Consider the following 24,426-nt stretch of genomic DNA (forward strand, 5'->3'; position numbering starts at 1 on the left):
CCTTTCTTCATTCACACCACGAGATCAGTCTATCGAACCGGACTGTTCACAAATTGCGCGAGGTCGTTTTTTTGCTCAGTTTCACCTTTGCACTACTGACAAACAAAAAGCCCGCGATGAAAATCACGGGCTTTAGGATCTATTGATATCAGGGAAATCAATGAAACGCTGTTATCAATCGAGTTCCGGTTGCCAGTTAATCGGCGCCTGGCCAGCTCTTGCCAACAACTCGTTAGTCGATGAAAAGTGTTTGCAGCCCAAAAAACCACGATGCGCGGAGAGCGGAGAAGGGTGCGGCGCTTCCAGAACGTGGTGACGGTTGCGATCAATCACCCGCCCTTTCTTGCGGGCATGGGAGCCCCACAGCAGGAACACGACGCCTTCACAATGTTGGTTTACGGCTTCTATCACGCGATCCGTAAAAGTTTCCCAACCTAAGTGGGCATGAGAATGTGCGTTACCTTGCTCGACCGTCAGCACGGTATTAAGGAGCAACACGCCCTGATCCGCCCAGCTTTTGAGGTATCCATGCTGTGGAATGGTGAAACCTGGAATATCCTGAGCCAGCTCTTTATACATGTTCACCAGCGAGGGTGGCGTTTTGATACCGGGCAGGACTGAAAAACAAAGACCATGCGCCTGATTAGGACCGTGGTAAGGGTCTTGCCCCAGGAGCACTACTTTCACATCTGCCAGCTCAGTAAATCGAAAGGCGTTAAACACGTCTTCTTTCGGTGGAAATACCACCGTGCCCTTTTGTCGGGCTTCCGCCACATAAGCCATGGTATGTTTGAAATAGTCCTGTTCCTTTTCCTGGCCAATCACATCGTGCCAGGTCATCGCCTGTGTCATGCCTTCCCCAATCCTCTCTGTTCTGTAACGTTCGCTATTCTACGCAGAAACACGCTCAGATGCTGTGACTTCAAACTGACGCAGCAAACGGATTTCATCAGCCCACGCTTCCGGTTTGATGGTTTCCAGAATCAACGGGATGCCATCGAAGCGATTGTCCTGCATGATGACCTCAAAACACGGCAAACCAATCTCGCCCTCCCCCAGGGCCTGATGACGATCAACCCGGCTACCAAAAGGCGTTTTAGAATCGTTGAGGTGCATACCACGCAGATACTGAAAACCTACTGTGTTATCAAACTCAGTAAAAGTCGCTTCTGCCGCGCTGTGAGTGCGAAGATCATACCCTGCCGCAAAGGCATGGCAGGTATCAATACAGACACCAACACGGGATTTATCTTCCACTTGCGAGACAATCGCCGCCAGTTGCTCAAAAGACCATCCAAGATTGGTCCCCTGACCCGCCGTGTTTTCAATCACAGCAACGACCTCTGGCACGGCTTGATGTGCCAAGTTGATGGATTCAGCAATCAGTAAGAGACAAGCTTCCTCACTGATTTTCTTCAAATGGCTGCCCGGATGGAAATTCAGCAAGGGAAGTCCGAGTGTCTGGCAACGTTCCATTTCATCAATAAAGGCGGCGCGGGATTTCTCCAGCTTTTCTTCTTCAGGTGCACCCAAATTGATGAGGTAAGAATCATGTGGCAACACTGCCTCAGGAACAAAGCCATACTTTTGGCAATTTGACTTAAACGCAGAGACATTTTTCGATTCTAATGGCTTTGCCTGCCATTGTCTTTGATTCTTGGTGAACAGTGCAAAGGCATTTGCACCGATCGCTGCTGCGTTAACTGGGGCATTTTCTACCCCACCGGAAGCGGATACATGTGCTCCGATAAACTTCATCTTCTCTCTCCAGGCCGAAACCGTAACCGAAAACATTTTAAGTTACTCATACCATAAAGTCCGGTTTGGTTTGTCTTTCGTTCTAGCACCCTGAGTCTGTGCCATCACTTGGCTTTTATATAAAAACAGTATGTATTCTGACTCGAAGAACCACTCAAAATGTAGTAATAAAACTACATACGTAATTTGAGCGGAATATCATGCTGATAAAAATATGTTTTAAACCAGATATTTAATATTTTATTGATTCAAGACAAAAAATATCAGCTCGGAATTTCGCATATTTTGATTGTATTTTGACTAAAATCAAAATAACCATATAGAAAGTAAGCTATACAAGTACCTAGCTTATCAATTGATGGAAAATTAAAACCACCAAGCCTATCAAAAGGGGAAGAATTATGATCACTGGTATTCAAATCACTAAAGCGGCAAACGACGACCTGCTGAACTCTATCTGGCTTCTGGACAGTGAAACCAACGAAGCACGTTGCGTTGCAGCAAAAGCAGGTTTCGAAGCGGATCAGGTTATCCCTGCAGCAGATCTGGGCGAGTACGAAAGCCGTGAAATCGCTATCGAAGTACCTGCAAAAATCGAAGGTGGTCAGCACCTGAATGTTAACGTTCTGAAGCGTGAAACACTGGAAGACGCTGCTAAGCACCCAGAAAAATACCCACAGCTGACTATCCGCGTATCTGGCTACGCGGTGCGTTTCAACTCTCTGACTGTTGAACAGCAGCGCGACGTTATCGCACGTACTTTCACTAACACTCTGTAATCCGCTAGTCGAAACATAAAAAAACCGGCCAATTGGCCGGTTTTTTGTTTTCTATCTCATGAGATTAGCCAGCGACCTTCATCAAGTATTCGCGCAGCTGTGCAAAATCTGCATCCTGCTCAACAGACAGCAGTTCCATCGCCGCATGTTTTGCCAAAGGGCCTGGCAGCGGAATGTCCTGACCTAGGATCTCATCGACGGACTCTTTGAACTTCGCCGGATGTGCGGTACACAGGAACAGGCCATGCTCGCCATCCTGCAGTTGCTCGTCCAACACACGGTAAGCAATCGCACCGTGTGGCTCACACAGGTAGCCGCCATCAAACATCGCTTTCAGTGTTTCTGCAGTTTGCTCATCGGTCACTGCACCTGCGCCCAGCTCGTTCAAACCCCAGCCTTGGCGCTGGCAAAGCTCTTCAATGCGTGGCCAGTTGTTTGGCTGACTCACGTCCATCGCATTTGACAGCGTTGGGATAGTCGGCTCTGGCGTCCACTCACCGGTTTGCAGGTAACGTGGCACGGTATCATTCACGTTGGTTGCTGCAATAAAACGTTTGATTGGCAGGCCGATCGCTTTCGCCAGCAGACCTGCAGTCAGGTTACCGAAGTTACCACTTGGCACTGCAACCACAAGGTTTTCGCGTTGTGCTTTGGAAAGCTGCGACGCAGCTTCAAAGTAGTAACAAATTTGCGCCATCAGACGGCTGATATTGATCGAGTTTGCAGAGTTCAGGCCGATCGCAGCGCGAAGCTCTGCATCATCAAATGCGTTTTTCACCATCGCCTGACAATCATCGAAAGTGCCATTGATAGCCACAGTGTGGATGTTGCCACCCAGAGTACAGAAGAGTTTCTCCTGCAGAGGGCTGATCTTGCCTTTCGGGTATAGGATAACCACATTGATGTTTTCCATGCCGTAGAACGCATGGGCAACAGCAGCACCGGTATCACCAGAAGTGGCAGTCAAAATGGTTACTTTACCGCCGTCAGATACTGCTACCAGCGATTGGGCCATAAAACGTCCGCCGAAGTCTTTAAACGCCAGCGTCGGACCATGGAACAGCTCAAGTGCACTGATTTGATCGGTTACTTTCTCGACCGGGGCCGGGAATTGGAAGGCATTTTCCACCATGTCACGCACGGTTTCTGATGACAGTTCGTCACCGATGAATGCAGAAAGAATATCGCTGCTGCGGCTGACAAAATCTTTATCCAGCAGCGCATCAACGTCGTCAAATTTTGGCAGTTCGCTTGGAAAGAACAGGCCCTGATTGCGGCCAAGACCCTGTTTCACGGCTTGACCGAACGATACCTGCTCGTCGTTTTCTTTGATGTTGTAAAGCTTCATAGTTCACTTCCTGTCACTGTCGATCCTTTCACATCCAATCGACAGATGTGGACAAATCCTTCTTCGTTCTGAACGTAATTTTCCTCTAGCCACTTCGCTACGCGCTCTGCCACGGCTTTGTCATCCGTAATGCTAAACAGCGTCGGGCCGGAACCTGAGATACCGGTCGCCAGTGCGCCAGCATCTTCCGCGTAATGTCTAGCTTCGGCGAAGCCTGGCAACAACTTCTCGCGGTAAGGTTCTGCAACCACGTCTTTGATCATGCTCGCAGCAAGTTGTGGCTGGCCAGAATAACAGCCATGGATGAAGCCTGCCAGATGGCGACCGTGATTAATCACATCCTGACGGCGATATTGTGCAGGCAAAATCGCACGCGCTTCAGCCGTCGGTACTTTGATACCCGGATAAGCCATCACCCAGTACCATTCGTCAAAGCAAGGCACTTCCTGGCTGATGATCCCCATTTGCTCTACCATCAGCTGCAGACCGCCAAGGTAACAAGGCGCCACATTGTCATAGTGGAGGCTACCGGAAATCGCCGCTTCCATCTCGCCCATCAGCGCCAGCAAAGTGGTTTCGTCCAACGCTTCATCATGGAACTTATTCAGGGCATCCAGAGCAGCAACGATAGAACAAGCACTGGAACCCAGACCTGAACCAATAGGCATGTTCTTTTCGAGCGTCATGGTGACGTTACGAACAGGCAGTCCCAACTTTTCCATTTCACGGGAGAAGACCACGAAGCTCTGATACACGATGTTTTCTTCCTGCTCTTTCGGCAGCTTATCAACAAAGCTACCAACGCAGTTCAGGGTAAATGGCACATCACCGCCATCTTCCACTTTCACACGATCGCCAAGCAAAGTGCCGTCGATGGGCGACACTGCGGCGCCCAACACATCAAAGCCTACACTGACATTACCGATTGAAGCCGGTGCGTAAACAACAACGCTCATCTTATACTCCCAGTTTCCAGCCAAGTGTGCGCATCAAGTCTGCGAACACACCTGCAGCTGTTACGGCAGTACCTGCACCGTAACCTCGCAGTACCAATGGGATCGGCTGGTAGTAACGGCTATAGAAAGCCAGCGCGTTCTCGCCCTCTTTAATCTTAAACATTGGGTCGTCAGCATCCACGGCCTGAATTTTCACTGAACATTGACCGTTTTCGATGCTACCGACGTAGCGCAACACTTTGCCTTCGGCGCGTGCATCGCTAGCCAATTTCTCGAAGTATGCATCTGCTTCTGGCAGTTTTGCCATGAAGGCTTCCACATCACCTGAGGCGTCAAAACCCGGTGGCAATGCCGGCTCAACTTCAACATCTTCCAGTTCAAGGTGCATACCCGCTTCACGGGCAAGGATAAGAAGCTTACGCGCCACGTCCATACCAGAGAGGTCATCACGTGGATCCGGTTCAGTGAAGCCGCTCTCACGTGCTGCTGTCGTTGCTTCACAGAAGCTTTGGCCTTCGTCGAGTTTACCGAAGATATGAGACAGAGAGCCTGACAGGATACCGGTGAATTTTTCGAGCTCGTCACCTGCTGCAATCAGGTTCTGGAGGTTTTCGATGACTGGCAGACCAGCACCCACCGTGGTGTCATACATGAACTTACGACGGGTCGCACGTGCAGACTTACGTAGCTGCTGGTAGTACGCCATGCCCGCAGTGTTGGCTTTTTTGTTCGGCGTGATGACGTGGAAACCCGCAGACAAGAAATCTGCGTATTGATCCGCAATACCCTGTTCAGAGGTACAGTCGATAAATACAGGGTTGATGATGTGATTTTGCTGAACCAGACGCACCATACGAGGGAGACTAAACGGCTCGTCCGCTTTCGCCAGCTCATCACGCCAGTTGTTCAAGTCGATACCTTTGCTGTTCAGCAACATACCGCGGCTGTTTGCCATGCCGCAGACACGGATGACAATCCCCTGGTCGGCCAGTTTCGCCTGCTGGCGTTTCACTTGCTCAACCAGCTCGCCGCCGACACCACCAACACCGACCACAAACACATCCAGGTAGTGGTTAGAGTTAAAGAGGTTTTCGTGACACGCTTTCACCGCTTCAGACACGCTGTCATCCGGGATAACCGCAGAGATTGAGCGCTCAGAAGAACCCTGCGCAATCGCGACAATATTGACGTTCACTTCGGCCAATGACGTAAAGAACTGAGATGCCACGCCTTTCGAGGTGCGCATCGCGTCACCTACTAGCGAAACAATAGCTACGTTGTCAACGAAGTCTACAGGCTCAAGCAAACCGTCTTTCAGCTCCAGCTCAAAACTTTCCTGAAGAGCACGCTGTGCCATCGGCTTGTCTTCCGCTTCGATACAGAAGCTGATGCTGTATTCAGAAGAAGATTGGGTAATAAGAACAACAGAAACACCCGCTGCTGACATGGCACCAAAGACGCGAGCTGCCATACCGACCATGCCTTTCATGCCAGGACCTGATACGTTGACCATGCTCAGTTTACTCAGGGTGGTGATCCCTTTCACTGCCAGGTTGTCTTCGCCGCTGTCATTGCCGATCAAAGTGCCTGCACCCTGTGGGTTTGCAGTGTTTTTGATCAGACAAGGAATGTGGAAACGTGCGATTGGAAGAATGGTTTTTGGGTGAAGCACTTTGGCGCCAAAGTAAGAAAGCTCCATAGCTTCCTGATAGCTCAGAGACTTAAGCAGGGTCGCATCTGGCACCAAGCGAGGGTCACAGCTGTAAACGCCATCCACATCAGTCCAGATCTCACAACATTCAGCGCGAACACAAGCAGCCAGCACTGCTGCTGAGTAGTCAGAACCATTACGGCCAAGAGTAACCAGTTCACCTTGCTCATTAGACGCAGTGAACCCTGGCATCAAACCGATGTGTGCAGCAGGAATGGGCTCTTTTTTGAAGCGGTCGGAAGAAACTTCGATATCCACCATGGCTTCAAGATAATCACCTTTTGCATGAAGGTATTTTACCGGATCAACTTCAAAAGTGTTGTAACCGCGGGCTTGAAGCAGTGCAGACATGGTCGCAATAGAAAGGCGCTCACCCTTACTGATGATGCGAGCATAGATGTTGTCTGGGCATAAACCCAGCAGCGCAATACCATGGATATATTGCTTCAACTGATTCACAGAGCGCTCTAGTTTGTCATAAAGCGTAGCTTTATCGATGCTTGGCTCCATTTCTTCCAAACCATCAAACAGGGCAGAGAAGATCTTCCTGATCTCGGCAACCTGAATCTCGGCTTCGCCATGTTTAACTGTGTTATCAATCACATCAACCAACAGGTTTGTGATCTTAGCAGGCGCGGATAGTACCGCAGATACCTCACTTTGGCAGGTATTGCTGGTGATGATCTCAGCTGCGCGGCTGAATCTATCAGCATTTGCCAGCGAAGTACCACCAAACTTTAATACTCGCATCCTTTCCTCCAATTCCTTCCAGAACTCGCAAATTCAAAAATAAAGGGGTTAAAAAAAGCCCGTACCTTGTTGGGTACGGGCTTCTTTTTAAAATTCTGTGCATGTCAGCCCGCACCCGCACCAATGGTGTTGGTAATAATGGTGATAATGGTTGTAGTGCCGACTGTTTTAAGCATGGCTTTTTAACCTTCCGTGCTGCGTTTTTATAACCTTTACCGAACAAGGGTATCAAGGTCAACAAAAATTTAAGTTATCCCTCAAAAAAACGCTTCAATTCGCAACTCTTAACTAACGAATTTAAAAGATGAGAAACCGCACCATTTACCAGCATCTTCCTTGCTAAGAGTGGTTAAGGCAGACATAGTTACCTGAATTGGACAGAAAATCAGCAACCGCGAAGGAGGGAACCATGGCAGTTGCGATGGAGGAGTTGGTCGCCCAGACCATCTTACAAGGCTCTGATGCCATGTATGGACGATTTTTGGATGTCACCGCTGGGGCACAGGAAAGGTTTGAAGCGCGCGACTGGAAAAGCGTGCAAAAAGCCTTGAAAACCCGCATTAACTTTTATGACCATCACGTGGGTCTTGTCAGCCAGCAATTGAAAACCATGCTGGGGAGAAAACACGCCACTCGCTCCTTCCTAATGGCGGTCAAAGCGGAATACAGTCGCCTATTGGACGACTATCCTCGCTATGACATCGCGGAAAGCTTCTTTAACTCTGTTTATTGTCGGATGTTCGACCATCGCAATATCCGTCGTGAAAAGCTCTTTGTGAACAGCTCACAGGGCGGCCGTATTCCTAAATACCCAACCCCACTGCTTAAGCGTTATTCATCCAATCAGGATCTTATTCAGACTATCGAGCGCATTCTGAACGATACGCCCTTTACTCTCCCTTGGGTGAATAAAGCGCGCGATGTACACCGTATTGTCGAAGCATTACAAAGAAGGTTAGGACCACAACTGACTGAAGTGACCATCGATATGGTTCGCGAGCCTTTCTATCGTAATAAAGCCGCCTATCTGATAGGACGCATTGATATGGCGAATCAGGTGCGCCCACTGGTATTGCCTTTATTGGTGAATTCGAAAAATGAGCTTTATGTCGACGCCTGTATTGCTGACGCTGATGAACTCAGTGTGATCTTCGGCTTCGCTCGCTCCTATTTCATGGTTTTCGCGCCTGCGCCTGCCGCATTGGTCGATTTTCTCAACCAATTGATGCCCCATAAAACGCCAGCCCAGCTCTACACGGCAATTGGGTGTCAGAAACACGGTAAGACAGAGCTCTACAGGGAATTCCTTCACCATATCGAATCTTCTGACGATCAGTTTGTTATTGCTCCGGGGATCAAAGGCATGGTCATGTCGGTGTTCACCCTGCCTTCTTATGGCTTCGTCTTTAAGATCATCAAAGACAGGTTCGCGCCACAAAAAGACATTACTCACGCCGTCGTCAAAGAAAAATACCGCTTGGTTAAAGAGCATGACCGGGTTGGCCGCATGGCCGATACCCTCGATTATCGCAACTTCATTTTCCCAAGAGAACGTTTTAGCGAAGAGCTCATCGAAGAGTTACTTGAGGTTGCACCATCACTGATCAAACTCACCAAAAATGAAGTCCACATTCGTCACCTATATATGGAACGTCGGATGATCCCACTTAATATCTATCTTGAGCAGGCAGATGACGACGAATTGAGAAATGCTGTTCAAGAATATGGCGACGCAATTAAACAACTTGCCGCCGCAAACATCTTTGCCGGGGATATGCTATTCAAGAACTTTGGTGTGTCGCGCCACAGCCGTGTCATTTTCTACGATTACGATGAGATTTCTTATCTCACGGAAGTGAATTTCCGCAAGATCCCACCACCACGGTTTCCAGAAGACGAAATGGCGGCAGAACCATGGTACAGCGTCGGAGAATACGATGTGTTCCCGGAAGAGTTCCGTACCTTCCTGCTCATCAATCCGAAAATCCGTGCCCTGTTCGAAGAGCTGCACTCCGATCTCTTTGAGGCGGATTATTGGAAAGGGTTACAGGAGAACATTCAGCAAGGCCAATTTAACGATGTGTTCCCTTACAGTGACGACTGTCGATTCACCAATCAATAAAAATGAGACGCTGAGCAATCAGCGTCAATTTTTCATCGCCATTTAGGCACGCCACTTGCTTAAATATTAAACGCCTCATGATGATGGCAGAATTTTGCCACATTCAAAATATCGCGTCGTAAACGTTTGAATTTAAGGGCAAGGTGAGAGAGCAGCCGGAAAACCTGAAACTCTCTTTATCAAAAACAAAACAGGTGAACTAGACTGAAAACTCAGTCTAATAAGAACGAATCGGGGAAGGTGGCATAATGAAAAAAATCCTACTCGCCGTCACCCTGCAATCAGTGGCTCTTTTGGCATTCGCGCAGGGTTCGTTACCGCTGTATGAATATTCCGACGACAACCAGAAACCTTGGTTTTCGAGCTCCATTACAACTGGCAATCAAAGCTATGACAGCTGGACTGTCAGCTCTGGTTATCACTATCCCGTGCTCAAAAACGTGAATGTGTATCTGGGTACCGAAATGACCACGGAAACCGACCACACTGCCAGCAGTAAAGGGTTACTCAGTGGCATCCAATATAACTTCAATGAAAAGCTCAGCATTGGCAGTACTGTGCAAGCTGAACGCGTCAATGCAGAAACCTTTGGTGTGGTAGGAATGAGCAGCAAGTTACGACTGACCGATAAGCTCAACTTGGAAGCCAAGTTCGACTACAACCTGAACCAAACACCTGCAGCCTCCGCCAATTATCAACTCGGCGTGGGTTATCGCTTCTAGAGCTACTGAACGTATTGAGAAAAAACCGCCGATTGGCGGTTTTTTAGTTTTCTGGCTTCACCTTAGATTTACGATGGCTCACCAAATTCAATCGGATGCTGACTGATCATCACGCCATTGAGATCGGCGAAAAGGTAGTTTCCGGGCGAAATAGGTATCCCTTCAATACGTAGCTGCACATCTTCATCACCCAACCCACGTTTTTCCGTTTTGATGGGACACACACCTAACGCTTTCACACCCAAAGCCATTTCGCTCAATGCGCCCGCATCTCGCACCGCGCCAAAAATCACGATGCCTTCCCAGCCATTCTCCACAGCACGTTCAGCGAGCAAATCTCCCAACAGGGCTTTGTTGAGATTACCGTGTCCATCCACCACGAGAACACGGCCAGCACCAGGTTTACCCAAAATGTCGCGCACCTTTGAATTATCTTCGTAGCAACGCAGGGTTTCCACCCGACCGGAAAATACCTTTTTTCCGCCAAAATCGCGCCACTGAACCGGAATCCACGATACCTCATCGCCGTGTGCATCACTGATATCAGGTAGTAAATCTTCCATGCTTCCTCCTATCAAGTCTTGGTATCAAGCTAGCAAGATACGCCCACTTCGCCTCTCCCAAATTCTATAAAGCTGGCATGGCTCACTCAAACTTTGGTGTTAGTGACAAAGCAGGAACACGGAAAGGTCAAATTCGGATGGGCGGACGGCAAGTGGCATAACTGTCAGATATAATACGAAAAAGCATACGTGCAATGATGCGCATTTTCCTCATTTTGAGCAGTGACCCGCCAAGTGCTATCAACAGGAGATAGTTGACCGGTATGCAACAAAATGGTCTGATAAAAGCGTTTTTACACAATATTCACACCTGTGGTAATAGTACGAAAAAGTTAATTCGAGTTTGTAAAATTTAGCGAAGTTTTTGCACTGGAATTCCATCAATTGCGACCACAGAAGGCGAGATTGACGTATATCAATAAAGATTGAAAAAAGTTGCGTTGATTTATTACTAAATATTGTTAGCACGCTGTTAAATGAATACAATCAGCGCTATCCAAAGGATTAGCTGGTCAAAATGAGTTGACCAGTAGTATGCAGGGCGAAAAATCGCAACTGCAACCAGCTTCTCTAGGGATGGCGTTTGTATCAGGAAAGTATGCTCGTAAATCGCATCAATCGGTTTGATATACTTTTCCTGTTTGTAAATTTTCTTCACAGGGTCGATAAGACACTGTGGTTGATTGGGGAGACGCTTTTTCGCTGTCCCCAGTACCAGATTCCTTAAAGAAATTAGGTAACGCCAATGCAAACCCCTCACATTCTGATTGTTGAAGACGAACACGTAACTCGTAATACGCTAAAAAGCATCTTCGAAGCAGAAGGTTATACCGTTCTGGAAGCCAACGATGGCGAAGAAATGCATCAAGTGCTCTCTAACAATCAGGTACACTTGGTCATCATGGACATCAACCTGCCTGGTAAAAACGGTCTTCTGCTCGCTCGTGAACTTCGTGAGCAAGGTGACATGGCGCTGATGTTCCTGACCGGTCGTGACAACGAAGTTGATAAGATCTTGGGTCTGGAAATCGGTGCGGATGATTACATCACTAAGCCATTCAACCCACGCGAACTAACCATCCGTGCTCGCAACCTGCTGACCCGTGCAATGAGCCAAGGCGCACTGCCAGAAGACAAGCGTTCTGTTGACCGCTATGTATTCAATGGATGGACGCTGGATATTAACAGCCGTTCACTGGTTAGCCCTGACAACGAGCAGTACAAACTGCCACGCTCTGAGTTCCGTGCACTGCTGCACTTCTGTGAGAACCCGGGCAAAATCCAAACCCGTGCAGATCTTCTGAAGAAGATGACTGGCCGTGAGCTGAAGCCACACGATCGTACTGTTGACGTAACTATCCGTCGCATCCGTAAGCACTTTGAGTCTTTCGGTGACACCCCGGAAATCATCGCGACTATCCACGGCGAAGGTTACCGCTTCTGTGGTGAGTTGGAAGAAATCTAGTTTCTTCGAAAAGCTTATAAAAAAGGCCTGCAATGCAGGCCTTTTTTGTTATCTGAAAAGTCTTTTATTAAACGCAATTTGGGCTCCTTCTCAGAACTTATGCGCGGCTAAACCTCATTAGAGTAATCCTCAAGCCATTGTTTAAGCACTTCCAGATCCTGAACATAGCCTTCTTTGATTTCATCAACCCAATCAGAAATGTTCTCCCACCAGGCTGGTAACTCCGGTGATTGCGCTTTTTGCGCTACTTTCTGAATGTGTTTCAGGCCGATTGAGCCCGCTGCACCTTTAATTTTGTGCGCTTCGCTGGCGATGCCGTCCTGATCTTTCGCCGTCATATTGCTGTCGAGGATCTGAATATACTCAGGCATCAGCTCTTCAAACATCTTGATGCTTTGGAACACAGGCTCTGGACCGACAATATCCACGTAAGAGGTCAACATTTCCAGATCCAGAAGCTTATCAAGCATCTCATTGCCAGGCTTCTTGCGTTTTTTGACTTCAGCAGCTTCGGTTGCGACCGGGCATTGCAGTGCCAAACGCTCAATCACCTCAGCCACAGCGGAGACACTGATCGGTTTGCTTATTGCGTCATCCATGCCGTTGTTGATGTATTCAGTCTTGTCCTTGATAACATTTGCCGTTAGCGCAACCAGAGGAGGTAGTGCCTCGCCGCTGTCTCTCAGTGTCTTGGTAATATCGAAGCCCGTCATATCCGGCAATTGGATATCGAGCAGCAACAAGTCGTACTCAGATTGTGGGAACATATCCAGCGCTTCTTGACCACTTCGCGCGATATCTACTGAATGACCCAGGCTTTCTAACAGGTTGGTGGCTACCGTGATGTTCAGTTCAATGTCTTCCACCAGCAGAATGCGCAGCGGGCTATGCGCCGATGTCACTCTCTCTTTGTTTAAGACCACTTCGCAAACTGGCACTTCCAACGTCACGGTAAAATTACTACCTTCACCCACTTCGCTGTCTACTGTGATATCTCCATTCATCAAGCGGGCGAGTTTACGGGACACTGCCAGACCAATCCCCGTGCCTACGGCGTGTAGATTGTCTTCTCCTTGCTTCACTTGGTAATACATGGCGAAGATCTTGTCCTGTTCTTCCTGCGGTATACCGACGCCGCTGTCTTCCACATCAAACTGCAGGTGCGCCACATCACCTTCAATATCGCAACTGACTGTGACGTTCACAGCGCCCTGTTTAGTAAATTTCACAGCATTGCCGACCAGATTCCATAGGATCTGGCGGAGGCGAGTAGCGTCTACTTTCACTGCTGGCGGCAAGTCAGTCAGTCTATCCAGTGTGAAGCGAAGGCCGTTTTGCTGTGCCATCAACGCACTGATGTTTTCAATCTCAGAAACAAAATCCGGGAAGTCCAACGGCTGTGGCATAAGCTCCAAACGACTTCGGTCTGACTTATCCAAATCAATGATGTCATTGAAGATATTACCTAGCGTGATCGCACTGACATGAATAGTGCGCAGGTAACCGAGTTGCTCTTCAGAAAGACGGGTTTCAAGCAACATTCGGCTTAAGCCGACAATACCGTTCAGCGGTGTACGCAACTCGTGACTAATCGTAGAAATAAACGCTGTCTTGTCACGGCTCGCCTTCTCAAGGGCGTCTTGATAACGCTTACGCTCAGTGATCTCGCGACCAAAACCTACCAAGCCAAGACGACGGCCATCACGGGAGTAAAACGGCAGTTTACGCAGCTCAAAGTAGGCCTTGCGACCATCCTTATATTCCAGCCACTGCTCGTAAGTCAGGGAAACATTGCTGTCGAAAACTTGCTGATCGGTTTCTACCACCTTACTGGCAATATCCTCGCGGTAAACATCCCAAGGCGTGAGTCCTACCAGCTCTTTTTCTTTCTTACCCGTCAGATCTTCCATCGCACGGTTACAGCCCGAAAACTGGCCTTTCTCATTGCGGTAATAAATCAAGTCCGGTGAAGCATCGATAAACGAACGCAGCAACGCGGTTTGTTCTGCCAATTCCACCTGCGCTTTTTCACGCTGATAGACCTCGTTCTCGAGATCTTGCATGGCTTCTTCGCGCGCTTCTTCTGCACGCTTACGCTCTTCAATCTCCAGGTTCAGTTGGGTGATGTTCTCAGTCAGTTGACGGTTAAGCTCCATGTCACGCGCACGCATTTCTTCAAGCTTGGAAACCAGTTTTGAAAGGCGCTGTCGGGATTCCTCTAGCTGATCCACCACAACAGAAAGGAAATACACCGCCCAAGGCGTGATAAGCAGGCCAAAAAAAACAGAGCGAACGATATCAGCATCATGCACCGTACCATTCAAAACAAGAGTAATGCCTACTTGAACTATTACCGCGAGGGCAACAAGAGCCAGCGCCAGCAGCATACTGAACCGAACCAAGCCAAGCTTGACCAGCAGATCCACGTAGTACTGCGCTAAAAGTTTAATTTGCTTCATTGAACGTCCAGATCAACATAAATAGGGGAAGGCTGAATCAGCCTTGAGTCAGCATAGGAAAATAATAACGCTGGGGACGGAGAAGCTAAAGAAAAAGGGCGCATTACCTGCGCCCAGAGCCAATTTCATTGGAAAGATCAGGCATTCGCCGGTAGCTCAGCCTGCTTCATTGACTGGCTAGTTACCACACGGTTTCTGCCCGCATGCTTAGCACCATACAACGCGCGATCGGCTAAAGAGACCAAATCACCATAATCCTGACCCGCGACGGGATACAAAGTGGCAATGCCCTGACTTAAGGTCAGTCTATCAGCGACTTTGGAAAATGCATGGGGAAGATTAGCTGCTTTCAATTCGTCCGAAATATTCTGCGCCACAACAACAGCGCCTTCTTCCGTTGTGTTAGGCAGGAGAATCGCGAACTCTTCGCCACCATAACGAGCCACTGCGTCCAGCGGTCGTCTGATAACACGTTGGAATACGTCAGCCACGCTGCGCAGCGCTTCATCACCTTGCTGGTGACCATAGTTGTCGTTATATGGCTTAAAGTAATCAATATCGCAGAAGATCAGTGAAAGTGGCTCTTGCTCACGAATGTGGGAGTGCCACATTTTCACCAATTGCTCATCAAAGCTGCGTCGGTTTGCTACCTTGGTGAGGCCATCTACAAAGCTCAGCTCTTCAAGCTCCATGATGGCATCTGCCAGTTGTTGCTGAGTGGCTTTACGCTCTGTGACATCACGGGCTATCACCAACACTCCAATGGTCTCATCCGTTGGGTCACGGAACTGGGTCTTGGTCAGCTCATACCAGACCATAGAGCCATCACGTTTCATCACCAGATCTTCATATTTCACCGTGTCGCCACTTTCAAGCACAGGCACGTCAATCTTACGATGTTGTGCCAGCACTTCAGGCTCCATCAGATCTTCTGCATTTTCGCCTTCCAGTTCATCATGCTGCGCCCCCATGGCTTCAGCAAATGCGGCGTTCCCGCCCAAGAATTCGTAATCTTTGTTGTAAATACCAATCGGATCGACACTGGCTTTGAAGATGGAAGTAAGCACATTGCTGTGTTTTTTCAGTTGTTGTTCAACTTCCTGACGGGCCTCGATCTCCTGCTCCAACGACTGTCGCATCATATGCCAATTAGTCACGTCATGGCTGATGCTTAACGTACCGAAGACATGGTTGTCATCATCCAGCAATACCGTTTGGTTGGACTCAAGCAAGCAGCTGTCGCCGTTTGGGTTTGTCGTCCAGCTCTGCTGCGTTCGTCGACCCCGCGCGTTCTCGTCGGTTGAGAAAATCAGGCCCTCCTGCTCGCGACCTTTCCAGAATCTGTCATAGGCCAGATTGGAGCCCACAATGCGACCTTCTTTATCCTGAAAACAGACGAGTTCAGAAAGGGAGTTGATGACACTTCGGAAAATCTGGCTGTCATTGTCGGCGAAGGGCTCACTGTAGACAGCTTCTGATTTAGGCTCTAGCGAGACAATCCAGACCCGTTGACCACCGCACCAAACAGGAAGCCCAGAGAAGCGTGCATGCCTTGGCGTGCGGTGATCAGAAACGGCGCGAAAATCCCCCGTCATTTCTACAAAGGGGTGTGGCCAACGACGTGATGCCAGCAGAGCCTCAAAAGTCTGCTGCTCCCGCTCACCGCGAATATGATATTTGTGTCCACTCGCTTCGACGTTAAAGAGACGCACGAAACTGCGGTTCGCATATAAAATGCTACCGTCTTTGTGGTTGATTATCGCTTTAGGGGAGTGCAGATTCGCCAGGTAAAGTTGCCAAGTTTTCATCGACATCACACGCCGATAAGATACCCACATCATTCCCATCAAAAAACCTACCAAAAGCACCAACACGGCTAATGGTAACCACTCAATCATCATTCCACCTTCTGCCCGTCATCCTTGAAGAAGCAATTTTTTTGAATAAACATCACGCTTCATCTTGCCATATCGATATGAAAGAGAACGAATGGCCCTCATTTATTTTGCGAGGTATCAAACGTTGGTCACATTATTGTGGAAAATGAAAAGGCCTCCCTGTGAGACTGCCCTGAGCACCTTTCACATTAAGCATACGGGCGATATCTGTCATCGCGAGCCAACGGTTTTCACACCATTCTGGCGCCAGTAACGTTGGTTTTCTCGCGTTAGCTGAAACACGGTGATAAACCAACTCGGCAGGGGTGCGCAAAATCATCTCAGCGGCACTTTCAACGTAATCTTCAAGTGAGATGGCATCAAGGCGTCCGGCCCGCCAAGCTTTTGCCAATACAGAGCCTTCTACAATGTGGAGGGGATGCAGCTTTATGCCGTCTGTACCTGTATCGACTACCTGCTCGATGGTATTGATATGGTCGGCTTTGGTATCTCCAGGCAGGCCTACAATCAGGTGGGTACACACGTTAAGGCCAAGCGCACGTGCTTTTCTGGTCACCGCGTCATAACAAGCAAAGTCGTGACCACGATTGATACGTTTCAACGTGCTGTCATTAGCGGTCTGCAGACCTAACTCCAGCCAAATCTCAAAACCCTGATCTTTGTAATGGGCGAGCAGATCCAGAACGGCATCAGGCACGCAGTCTGGACGTGTCCCCACACACAGGCCAACGATATCTGCACTTTTCAACGCTTCCTCATACATGGCTTTTAGTTTTTCCACTTCCGCATAAGTGCTGGTGTATGCCTGGAAATAAGCAAGGTAGCGCTTAGCGCGGTGTACTTCTGTTGCCCGCTGAGATAGCTGCTTGGTCACAGAAAGTTGCTGCGCAGTTTCGTCAGCAAACGAAGCCACGTTACAGAAGGTACACCCTCCCCTTCCCAGCGTTCCATCCCGGTTGGGACAGCTAAACCCGCCATGCAAAGTAAGTTTGTGAACTTTTTCGCCATACCTGCGTTGTAAATCCTGACCAAAGGTATTCACCAGTTGATGAAGTTCCATCGCTGACCGCCTAAAATATTGGATGAAGGAAAAAAGCGCGCGATCCTAGCATTGGGAAAAAAGAGAAAACCTCGATCAAATCAATGTTAGATTAAGTTTTCATCAACAAACTGAAAGTAAATTACATTTCGTTTACAAGGGGAAAAGTCACGCCCCAAGGCTCTTTCTTATATATTCATCAGATCGACCTCTATTCGAATTTTTATTCATTTGAAATAAAAATCCAGTCTAAGGTAACCGTTTTCATTGCCATTGAAGTGCAACTTTTTATGGTAATTAATTTTCCAAAATTGTAGGATAGCTACAGCTGCGCCCAAATTGTGAGCAATAAAATTCGCCATACAGGACCCCAATTTAGTGGGTTATCTGGCAAATTAAAGAAAGCGCAGCATTTATGCATAGGATTGCAAAAGAAGATGGTTACTGCTTTTAGACAGTAGCCGGGCTTGGTTACCGCGAATTTACACATTTTGTTGATTCAAACTTGGCGACCGCTCAGCTGTGCCCGCAACAGGTACAGCAAGGGAAGACAAATGCTCCCCCTGCATTTGTGTCAACTGGAAGGACGTAAACATGACTGATTCAGTGCTACGCACCGAGGGACTTTATGTGCCCGAAATGGAACACGACGCCTGTGGTATTGGCTTCGTTGCCCACCTGAAGAACAGAAAGTCTCATGCGATTGTTACTCAGGCACTTGATATGCTGGCCCGCATGGAACACCGTGGCGGCCAGGGCTGTGACCCATGTAGTGGTGACGGTGCAGGTATTCTTTTACAAAAACCCCATGAATTCTTACTCGAAGAAACCCGTAAGCTAGGTATTCAACTGCCGGCAGCTGACAAATACGGTGTTGGTGTAATGCTGTTCCCGAAAGACGAGAACAAACGCCAGCAGTGCCGTGAAATCTTCGAGCGTAATGCCAAACGCCTCGATCTCGAAGTGATTGGCTACCGTGTTCTGCCAACCGACAACTCTATGATCGGTGCAGATCCTCTGAGCACAGAACCTCAGTTCGAGCATGCTTTTGTCACAGGCGGTGTCGGCCTGTCTCTTGATGAGCTCGAACGTAAACTGTTTGTACTGCGTAACTACACAGTGCGCGTGTGCCTGGAAAGCGTCTCAAACATTGGCGACGACTTCTATATCAACTCTTTCTCTGCAAAGACACTGGTTTACAAAGGCCAGCTGACCACCGAGCAAGTACCTCAGTACTTCCTCGACCTGCAGAACCCGTCAATGGTAACGGCGCTGGCGCTGGTTCACTCGCGCTTCTCGACCAACACCTTCCCTCGCTGGCGTTTGGCACAACCTTTCCGTTACATCGCACACAACGGTGAAATTAACACCGTTCGCGGTAACCTGAACTGGATGAAAGCGCGTGAAGCCCTGCTGGAATCAGAGCTGTTCACTGACCAAGAGCTGAAAATGCTGCTGCCTGTGTGTCAGGAAGGCGCATCGGATTCTGCAAACTTCGATATGGCGCTGGAACTGCTGGTTCTGAGTGGTCGAAGCCTGCCACACGTACTGATGATGATGGTACCGGAAGCGTGGCAAGAGAATGCGAACCTGGATCCAAAGCTGCGTGCTTTCTATCAGTACCACGCAAACATCATGGAACCGTGGGATGGCCCGGCGTCTGTTTGTTTCACTGATGGTGTGAAAGTAGGTGCGACTCTCGACCGTAACGGTCTGCGTCCAAGCCGCTATACCGTGACCAAAGACGATTACCTCATCATGGCATCTGAGTCAGGTGTGGTAGAGATTGAGCCGGAAAACATTCACTTCCGTGGTCGCCTGCAGCCTGGCCGTATCTTCGTAGCGGATCTTGAGCAAGGCCGCATCATTTCTGATGAAGAAGTGAAGAACGAAATCGCTTCTGCACAGCCATATCAGGAGTGGGTTGAGAAGAACCTGCTGCACATTGATAAGCTGCCAGAAGCTGACACCAAACATCATCAGCCGTCTCCTGAGCGTCTTCTGCATCATCAACAAGCATTCGGTGTGACCTCTGAAGAAGTGAACGAAATCATCGTTCCTATGGCAAAAGACGGCAAAGAAGCACTAGGCGCTATGGGTGCTGACTGGCCACTGGCAGTACTGTCACACCAGTCACAGCATCTATCTAACTACTTCAAGCAGCTGTTTGCGCAGGTCACGAACCCGCCAATCGACCCAATTCGTGAGCGCATGGTGATGTCGCTGAAAACGTATCTGGGTAAAGATCAGAACCTGCTGACCGAATCGCCTATTCACTGCCGCAAAGTTGAGCTGGAATCGCCAGTACTGAGCAATGCTGAACTGGAAAAACTGCGTGCGGTTGACAATGATCACCTGCAAGCGAAAACACTGGATATCGTATTCCGTGCCAGCGGTGAGCCAGGCAAACTTGAACGCGCACTGAAGCGCATCTGTCAATACGCCGAAGATGCCGTAATTGATGGCTACTCCATCATCCTGTTGACTGACCGTGCAGTGAACTCTAACCACGCTGCTATCCCAGCGATGCTGGCTGTCGGTGCGGTTCACCACCACCTGATCCGCAAAGGTCTGCGTGCGAAAGCCGACATCGTAATTGAAACCGGTGACGCGCGTGAAACCCATCACTTCGCCACACTCGTTGGCTACGGTGCGAATGCTGTTAACCCGTACCTCGTCTACGAAACGCTAGTGGATTTGCAGCGTAAGAAGAAGCTGGATCCGGAAGCGGATGTGGATGTGCTGTTTGAACAGTACCGCAAAGCGATCAACGCTGGCCTTTTGAAAATCTTCTCGAAGATGGGTATCTCAACCCTGCAGTCTTACCATGGTGCGCAAATTTTTGAAGCGCTGGGTATCAGCAAAGCAGTGGTCGACAAATACTTCACCGGTACCGTATCCCGTATTCAGGGTCTGTCGATTGACGATATCGCGAAAGAAGTATTGGTTCGTCACCGTCTGGGCTACCCAACGCGTGAAATCCCTGTCCAAATGCTGGACGTAGGTGGTGTTTATCAGTGGAAACAACGTGGTGAGAAGCACCTGTTCAACCCTGAAACTATCCACTTGCTGCAAAACTCTACCCGCAACAAGGACAAAAAGCAGTTTAAAGAATACTGCCATGCAGTAGACAGCCAAGGCGATGATGCAGCAACTCTGCGTAGCCAGTTTGATTTCGTGAAGAACCCTGCTGGCAGCATTCCTCTGGACGAAGTTGAGCCAGTTGAGAACATCCTGAAGCGTTTCGCGACAGGTGCGATGAGCTTTGGTTCTATCTCACATGAGGCGCACTCTACGCTGGCGATTGCCATGAACCGTATCGGCGCTAAGTCGAACTCTGGTGAAGGCGGTGAAGACCCAGTCCGTTTTGACAAGAAAGAAAACGGTGATTGGGAACGTTCTGCTATCAAACAGGTGGCTTCTGGCCGCTTCGGTGTGACCTCTTACTACCTTGCCAATGCTGATGAAATTCAGATCAAGATGGCGCAAGGCGCGAAGCCAGGTGAAGGTGGTCAGCTTCCAGGTCACAAAGTTGATGACTGGATTGGTCGCACCCGTCACTCCACCCCAGGGGTTGGTCTGATTTCGCCACCGCCACACCACGATATCTACTCTATCGAGGACTTGGCACAGCTGATTTACGACCTGAAGAATGCAAACCGTAAAGCACGTGTGAACGTGAAGCTGGTTTCTGAAGCAGGTGTCGGCACCATCGCTTCAGGCGTAGCCAAAGCCAAAGCAGACGTGGTTCTGATTGCTGGTTTCGACGGCGGTACTGGTGCATCACCACTGTCTTCAATCAAGCACGCAGGTCTGCCATGGGAACTGGGTCTGGCTGAAACACACCAGACACTGCTGAAAAATGGTCTGCGTAACCGCATCGTGGTTCAGTCTGACGGCCAGATGAAAACCCCTCGTGACCTCGCAGTAGCGACATTGTTGGGTGCTGAAGAGTGGGGTGTGGCAACAGCAGCTCTGGTTGTTGAAGGCTGTATCATGATGCGTAAGTGTCACCTCAACACCTGTCCTGTTGGTATCGCTACCCAGAACAAAACACTGCGTGAGCGCTTCGATGGCCGCGTAGAAGACATCGTCACCTTCTTCACCTATATGGCTGAAGGTCTGCGTGAAATCATGGCTGAGCTGGGTTACCGCTCTATCAACGAGATGGTTGGTCAATCGCAACACCTGAAAGTTCGCTCTGATGTTGGTCACTGGAAATACCAGAATCTGGATCTCAACGTTGTTCTTTACAAAGAAGAGCCACGTGAAGGCGATGCAATGTACTGCCAGCGCGAGCAAAACCATGGTCTGGAAACCGTGCTTGACCGCCGCCTGATTGAAGCCGCGTCCAGCGCGCTGAAAGAAGGTCGTAAAGTCGATGCCGAGTTCGCGATTGTGAACACCGACCGCAGTGCCGGTACTATGCTGTCGAACGAAATTTCGAAAGTGTACAAAGATCAGGGACTGCCGGAAGTAATGAGCGTGAAGTTCAAAGGTTCTGCAGGTCAAAGCTTCGGTGCCTTCCTCGCGAAAGGCGTGAACTTCACCGTTGAAGGTGATGCGAACGACTACTGGGGTAAAGGTCTGTCTGGCGGTACGCTGGTACTTTACCCAGACGCGAAGAGCGACATCATTGCCGAAGACAACATCGTTGTCGGTAACGTCTGTTTCTATGGTGCAACCTCGGGCGAATCTTTCATCCGCGGTGTAGCCGGTGAGCGTTTCTGTGTACGTAACTCAGGCGCGAAAGTGGTTGTCGAAGGTATCGGTGACCACGGCTGTGAATACATGACAGGCGGTGTTGCCATTGTTCTGGGTCAAACCGGCCGTAACTTCGCTGCGGGTATGAGTGGTGGTGTAGCTTACGTTTGGGATCAGTTCAATGACTTCGAGTCCAAACTCAACCCTGAGCTGGTGGACTTGGATCCGCTGGATGAAGAAGATATCGCACTGCTGAAAGAAATGATCAGCAAGCACCATGCACTGACAGGCAGTACGGTTGCAGAAACATTCCTTGCGAATGTTGAAGAGAACCTCAAGTCTATCGTCAAAGTCATGCCACGCGACTACAAAGCTGTGTTGCAAAAACGCAAAGAAGAAGCCGCTAACAAGGAAGAAGTGGAGGCTGTAAATGGGTAAGCCAACCGGATTTCTAGAATTTGGCCGTGAACTGCCGGCCAAAAAAGACCCTGCCGTTCGTATTCAGGACAACAAGGAATTTGTACTGAACGACGAGTTTGGCGAGAAAATTAACGAGCAATCTTCCCGCTGTATGGACTGTGGTGTGCCTTTCTGTCACAACGGTTGTCCTATCGGGAACATTATTCCAGAGTTTAACGACGCGGTTTACCGCGACAGCTGGGAAGAAGCCTGGAACATCCTGAGCTCAACGAACAACTTCCCAGAGTTCACTGGCCGGGTTTGCCCGGCTCCATGTGAAAGCTCTTGTGTCCTGGGTATTAATCAGGACCCAATCACCATCTGTAACATTGAAAAAACCATCGTGGAAACAGCATACCGCGAAGGTTATGCCAAACCGAAAACCCCGACTGCCCGCACAGGTAAGAAAGTGGCGATCATCGGTTCAGGTCCTGCAGGTCTTGCAGCGGCTGAGCAGCTCAACAGTGCAGGTCACTCTGTGACTGTGTTTGAGCGTGATGAAAAAGTCGGTGGTCTGCTGCGTTTTGGTATCCCAGACTTCAAGCTGGGTATGGACGTGATTGACCGTAAAATCAGCCTGATGGCTGAAGCGGGTATCGAGTTTAAAGTCAACGCCCATGTTGGCGTTGATGTTAACGCTCAGCAAATCCGTCAGGACTACGATGTAGTCCTCCTGACTGGTGGTTCTACTGTGCCACGCAACCTGCCAATCCCGGGCCGTGAGCTCAAAGGCGTGCACTTTGCGATGGAATTTCTGGGTCAGAACAACCGCCGTGCAAACGGTATGGATCTGAAAACCGAAGAAATCCACGCCAAAGGCAAACACGTTGTGGTTATCGGCGGTGGTGATACAGGCTCTGACTGTGTGGGCACATCCAACCGTCATGGTGCGGAAAGCATTACGCAGGTGGAAATCATGCCGATCCCGCCAGAGAAGCGCCCTGCGAACATGCCTTGGCCTCAGTACCCAATGATCCTGCGTACGTCGACTTCTCACGAAGAAGGCTGTGAGCGTCACTGGAACATTCTGACCAAAGAATTTATCAGCGACGAAAACGGCAACGTAAAAGCACTGCGCATGGCTGACATCGTATGGAAAGACGCAGCGCCTGGCGAGCGTCCAACCTTCGAAGAAGTTGCAGGCTCTGAGCGCGAAATCCCTTGTGATCTGGCATTCCTGGCGATGGGCTTCTTGCACCCAGAACCACACGGTGTGCTGGCACAACTTGATGTGGCGCTGGATGACCGCGGCAATGTTGCAACACAGGACTTCCAGACCAACCAGAAAGGTGTATTCGCTGCAGGCGATATGCGCACAGGCCAGTCACTGGTTGTGCGTTGTATCAATGAAGGCCGTGAATGTGCCCGCTCTATCGACGCATATCTGATGGGCGGCACCAACCTCGAGGCCAAAGCGGACTCACTGATGCTCTCCGCATAAAAATAACGAGTGTTATCTTCCAGTTTTGCCAGCCCTCTGCGGCTGGCTTTTTTCGTTTTGAGCCCACATAAAAGCTTCACCGACCAAAAATTGAAAGCTTTCCATAAATAAGCCCCCATATAGACCAAGTTAATCTCTGCGACAGGCTTAAAAAAACCACCATAAAATGCTGCATGTAGGCAGTACTTTCGACATATATAGCTTTTAATTACCAAAGTTAATGTAATGTGACCAAATTTGACCTCTTCATCA

At 49.2% G+C, this 24,426-nt stretch carries 15 protein-coding genes and 1 other annotated feature; of the genes, 6 read left to right on the plus strand and 9 right to left on the minus strand.

Annotated elements, in window-relative coordinates:
* Window positions 1-174: 174 nt before the first annotated feature.
* On the minus strand, window positions 175-852 hold the full coding sequence (ung, locus tag K6Q96_RS14300; RefSeq protein WP_251876559.1) for a uracil-DNA glycosylase: 678 nt from the start codon (window positions 850-852) through the stop codon (window positions 175-177).
* Between the two features lie 39 nt (window positions 853-891).
* Window positions 892-1,758 (minus strand): deoxyribonuclease IV, encoded by an 867-nt coding sequence (gene nfo / locus K6Q96_RS14305; RefSeq protein ID WP_251876560.1) that lies wholly within the window; start codon window positions 1,756-1,758, stop codon window positions 892-894.
* A gap of 401 nt (window positions 1,759-2,159) precedes the next feature.
* Between nfo and grcA the strand changes: the two genes are divergently transcribed.
* Window positions 2,160-2,537 carry an autonomous glycyl radical cofactor GrcA gene (gene grcA, locus K6Q96_RS14310; RefSeq protein ID WP_002540405.1) on the plus strand — a complete coding sequence of 126 codons (378 nt, stop codon included), beginning with the start codon at window positions 2,160-2,162 and terminating at the stop codon, window positions 2,535-2,537.
* Between the two features lie 64 nt (window positions 2,538-2,601).
* Here grcA and thrC read toward each other — a convergent pair whose 3' ends face one another.
* Genes thrC through thrA form a run of 3 tightly spaced genes read right to left on the minus strand, consistent with a single transcriptional unit; the run spans window position 2,602 to window position 7,302 of the window.
* Entirely contained in the window at window positions 2,602-3,885 is a 1,284-nt protein-coding gene (thrC, locus tag K6Q96_RS14315) for a threonine synthase (RefSeq protein WP_251876561.1), read from the minus strand.
* The gene (thrB, locus tag K6Q96_RS14320) at window positions 3,882-4,841 is read right to left on the minus strand and encodes a homoserine kinase (protein ID WP_251876562.1); all 960 of its coding nucleotides are present in this window, start codon (window positions 4,839-4,841) and stop codon (window positions 3,882-3,884) included. Before thrB ends, thrC begins: the two co-directional genes overlap by 4 nt.
* 1 nt (window position 4,842) lies before the next feature.
* Window positions 4,843-7,302, minus strand: coding sequence for a bifunctional aspartate kinase/homoserine dehydrogenase I (gene thrA, locus K6Q96_RS14325; RefSeq protein WP_251876563.1), 2,460 nt, complete (start codon window positions 7,300-7,302; stop codon window positions 4,843-4,845).
* Window positions 7,303-7,350: 48 nt separating this feature from the next.
* Window positions 7,351-7,468: a sequence feature (Thr leader region), on the minus strand.
* Window positions 7,469-7,711: 243 nt separating this feature from the next.
* On the opposite strand from thrA, the gene aceK reads away from it, so the two are divergent.
* Together aceK and K6Q96_RS14335 are read left to right on the plus strand one after the other, a co-directional pair.
* On the plus strand, window positions 7,712-9,424 hold the full coding sequence (gene aceK, locus K6Q96_RS14330; protein ID WP_251876564.1) for a bifunctional isocitrate dehydrogenase kinase/phosphatase: 1,713 nt from the start codon (window positions 7,712-7,714) through the stop codon (window positions 9,422-9,424).
* A 248-nt stretch (window positions 9,425-9,672) separates the two neighbouring features.
* Complete coding sequence (locus K6Q96_RS14335) at window positions 9,673-10,146, plus strand: hypothetical protein (protein WP_251876565.1); 474 nt, start codon at window positions 9,673-9,675, stop codon at window positions 10,144-10,146.
* A 68-nt stretch (window positions 10,147-10,214) separates the two neighbouring features.
* Here K6Q96_RS14335 and K6Q96_RS14340 read toward each other — a convergent pair whose 3' ends face one another.
* Window positions 10,215-10,709 carry a putative 4-hydroxy-4-methyl-2-oxoglutarate aldolase gene (locus K6Q96_RS14340; RefSeq protein ID WP_062667207.1) on the minus strand — a complete coding sequence of 165 codons (495 nt, stop codon included), beginning with the start codon at window positions 10,707-10,709 and terminating at the stop codon, window positions 10,215-10,217.
* A 745-nt stretch (window positions 10,710-11,454) separates the two neighbouring features.
* Between K6Q96_RS14340 and arcA the strand changes: the two genes are divergently transcribed.
* Window positions 11,455-12,174 carry a two-component system response regulator ArcA gene (gene arcA, locus K6Q96_RS14345; protein ID WP_251876566.1) on the plus strand — a complete coding sequence of 240 codons (720 nt, stop codon included), beginning with the start codon at window positions 11,455-11,457 and terminating at the stop codon, window positions 12,172-12,174.
* A 107-nt stretch (window positions 12,175-12,281) separates the two neighbouring features.
* Here the strand turns inward: arcA and arcB are convergent, their stop codons facing one another.
* From arcB to mnmL, 3 genes are all read right to left on the minus strand, one after another.
* The gene (gene arcB, locus K6Q96_RS14350) at window positions 12,282-14,633 is read right to left on the minus strand and encodes an aerobic respiration two-component sensor histidine kinase ArcB (protein WP_251876567.1); all 2,352 of its coding nucleotides are present in this window, start codon (window positions 14,631-14,633) and stop codon (window positions 12,282-12,284) included.
* 137 nt (window positions 14,634-14,770) lie between these two features.
* Window positions 14,771-16,531 carry a diguanylate cyclase domain-containing protein gene (locus K6Q96_RS14355; protein WP_251876568.1) on the minus strand — a complete coding sequence of 587 codons (1,761 nt, stop codon included), beginning with the start codon at window positions 16,529-16,531 and terminating at the stop codon, window positions 14,771-14,773.
* Window positions 16,532-16,664: 133 nt separating this feature from the next.
* The gene (gene mnmL, locus K6Q96_RS14360) at window positions 16,665-17,591 is read right to left on the minus strand and encodes a tRNA modification radical SAM protein MnmL/YtqA (protein WP_251876569.1); all 927 of its coding nucleotides are present in this window, start codon (window positions 17,589-17,591) and stop codon (window positions 16,665-16,667) included.
* Between the two features lie 573 nt (window positions 17,592-18,164).
* Between mnmL and gltB the strand changes: the two genes are divergently transcribed.
* Together gltB and K6Q96_RS14370 are read left to right on the plus strand one after the other, a co-directional pair.
* Window positions 18,165-22,712, plus strand: a complete 4,548-nt coding sequence (gene gltB, locus K6Q96_RS14365; protein WP_251876570.1) for a glutamate synthase large subunit — start codon at window positions 18,165-18,167, stop codon at window positions 22,710-22,712.
* A complete protein-coding gene (locus K6Q96_RS14370; protein WP_251876571.1) occupies window positions 22,705-24,174 on the plus strand; it encodes a glutamate synthase subunit beta in 1,470 nt (489 codons plus the stop codon). The genes gltB and K6Q96_RS14370 overlap by 8 nt, the downstream gene beginning before the upstream one ends.
* The last annotated feature ends 252 nt before the right edge of the window (window positions 24,175-24,426 follow it).

It is taken from the genome of Grimontia kaedaensis, assembly GCF_023746615.1.
GTDB classification, from domain to species: domain Bacteria; phylum Pseudomonadota; class Gammaproteobacteria; order Enterobacterales; family Vibrionaceae; genus Enterovibrio; species Enterovibrio kaedaensis.

Bases quoted from the DNA above. Each gene is read 5' to 3' on its own strand.
- gltB (WP_251876570.1), top strand. From the start codon at position 18,165: ATGACTGATTCAGTGCTACGCACCGAGGGACTTTATGTGCCCGAAATG.
- nfo (WP_251876560.1), bottom strand. From the start codon at position 1,758: ATGAAGTTTATCGGAGCACATGTATCCGCTTCCGGTGGGGTAGAAAAT.
- K6Q96_RS14335 (WP_251876565.1), top strand. From the start codon at position 9,673: ATGAAAAAAATCCTACTCGCCGTCACCCTGCAATCAGTGGCTCTTTTG.
- thrC (WP_251876561.1), bottom strand. From the start codon at position 3,885: ATGAAGCTTTACAACATCAAAGAAAACGACGAGCAGGTATCGTTCGGT.
- mnmL (WP_251876569.1), bottom strand. From the start codon at position 17,591: ATGGAACTTCATCAACTGGTGAATACCTTTGGTCAGGATTTACAACGC.
- K6Q96_RS14370 (WP_251876571.1), top strand. From the start codon at position 22,705: ATGGGTAAGCCAACCGGATTTCTAGAATTTGGCCGTGAACTGCCGGCC.
- thrB (WP_251876562.1), bottom strand. From the start codon at position 4,841: ATGAGCGTTGTTGTTTACGCACCGGCTTCAATCGGTAATGTCAGTGTA.
- thrA (WP_251876563.1), bottom strand. From the start codon at position 7,302: ATGCGAGTATTAAAGTTTGGTGGTACTTCGCTGGCAAATGCTGATAGA.
- aceK (WP_251876564.1), top strand. From the start codon at position 7,712: ATGGCAGTTGCGATGGAGGAGTTGGTCGCCCAGACCATCTTACAAGGC.
- arcB (WP_251876567.1), bottom strand. From the start codon at position 14,633: ATGAAGCAAATTAAACTTTTAGCGCAGTACTACGTGGATCTGCTGGTC.
- K6Q96_RS14340 (WP_062667207.1), bottom strand. From the start codon at position 10,709: ATGGAAGATTTACTACCTGATATCAGTGATGCACACGGCGATGAGGTA.
- grcA (WP_002540405.1), top strand. From the start codon at position 2,160: ATGATCACTGGTATTCAAATCACTAAAGCGGCAAACGACGACCTGCTG.
- arcA (WP_251876566.1), top strand. From the start codon at position 11,455: ATGCAAACCCCTCACATTCTGATTGTTGAAGACGAACACGTAACTCGT.
- ung (WP_251876559.1), bottom strand. From the start codon at position 852: ATGACACAGGCGATGACCTGGCACGATGTGATTGGCCAGGAAAAGGAA.
- K6Q96_RS14355 (WP_251876568.1), bottom strand. From the start codon at position 16,531: ATGATTGAGTGGTTACCATTAGCCGTGTTGGTGCTTTTGGTAGGTTTT.